This window comes from Leifsonia sp. SIMBA_070, from assembly GCF_046534635.1.
Classification (GTDB): domain Bacteria; phylum Actinomycetota; class Actinomycetes; order Actinomycetales; family Microbacteriaceae; genus Leifsonia.
The window spans coordinates 1-254 of the sequence record NZ_JAWRYK010000586.1; the positions used below are offsets into that span (position 1 = coordinate 1).

Below are 254 nucleotides of genomic sequence, written 5' to 3' on the forward strand. Positions count from 1 at the left end.
GCGCCGCGTCCCGCGGACAGAACGTCTCCGCGCTGCAGCCGGAGTGGCTGAGCGAGGACGAGTTGCTCTTCACTCAGGATCCGCCCTCCGCCGCCGCTCGTGCGGATCGTTCCTGGACCTCGCGCTGGAACCTCTTCCGGATCCGCTTCGACGACGGCCTCGCACACGCCGCCGCCGAACCCATCCATGCTGTCGACGGTGACACGGGCGGCCCGCTGTGGAGTCTCGGTTCCCGGTGGTACGCCCCGCTCGAT

The 254-nt window shown here is 70.1% G+C and carries 1 pseudogene; it reads left to right on the top strand.

The features are described 5' to 3' along the window. Positions 1–254 (top strand): annotated as a pseudogene (locus SB754_RS21570) (hypothetical protein); the annotation flags it as partial.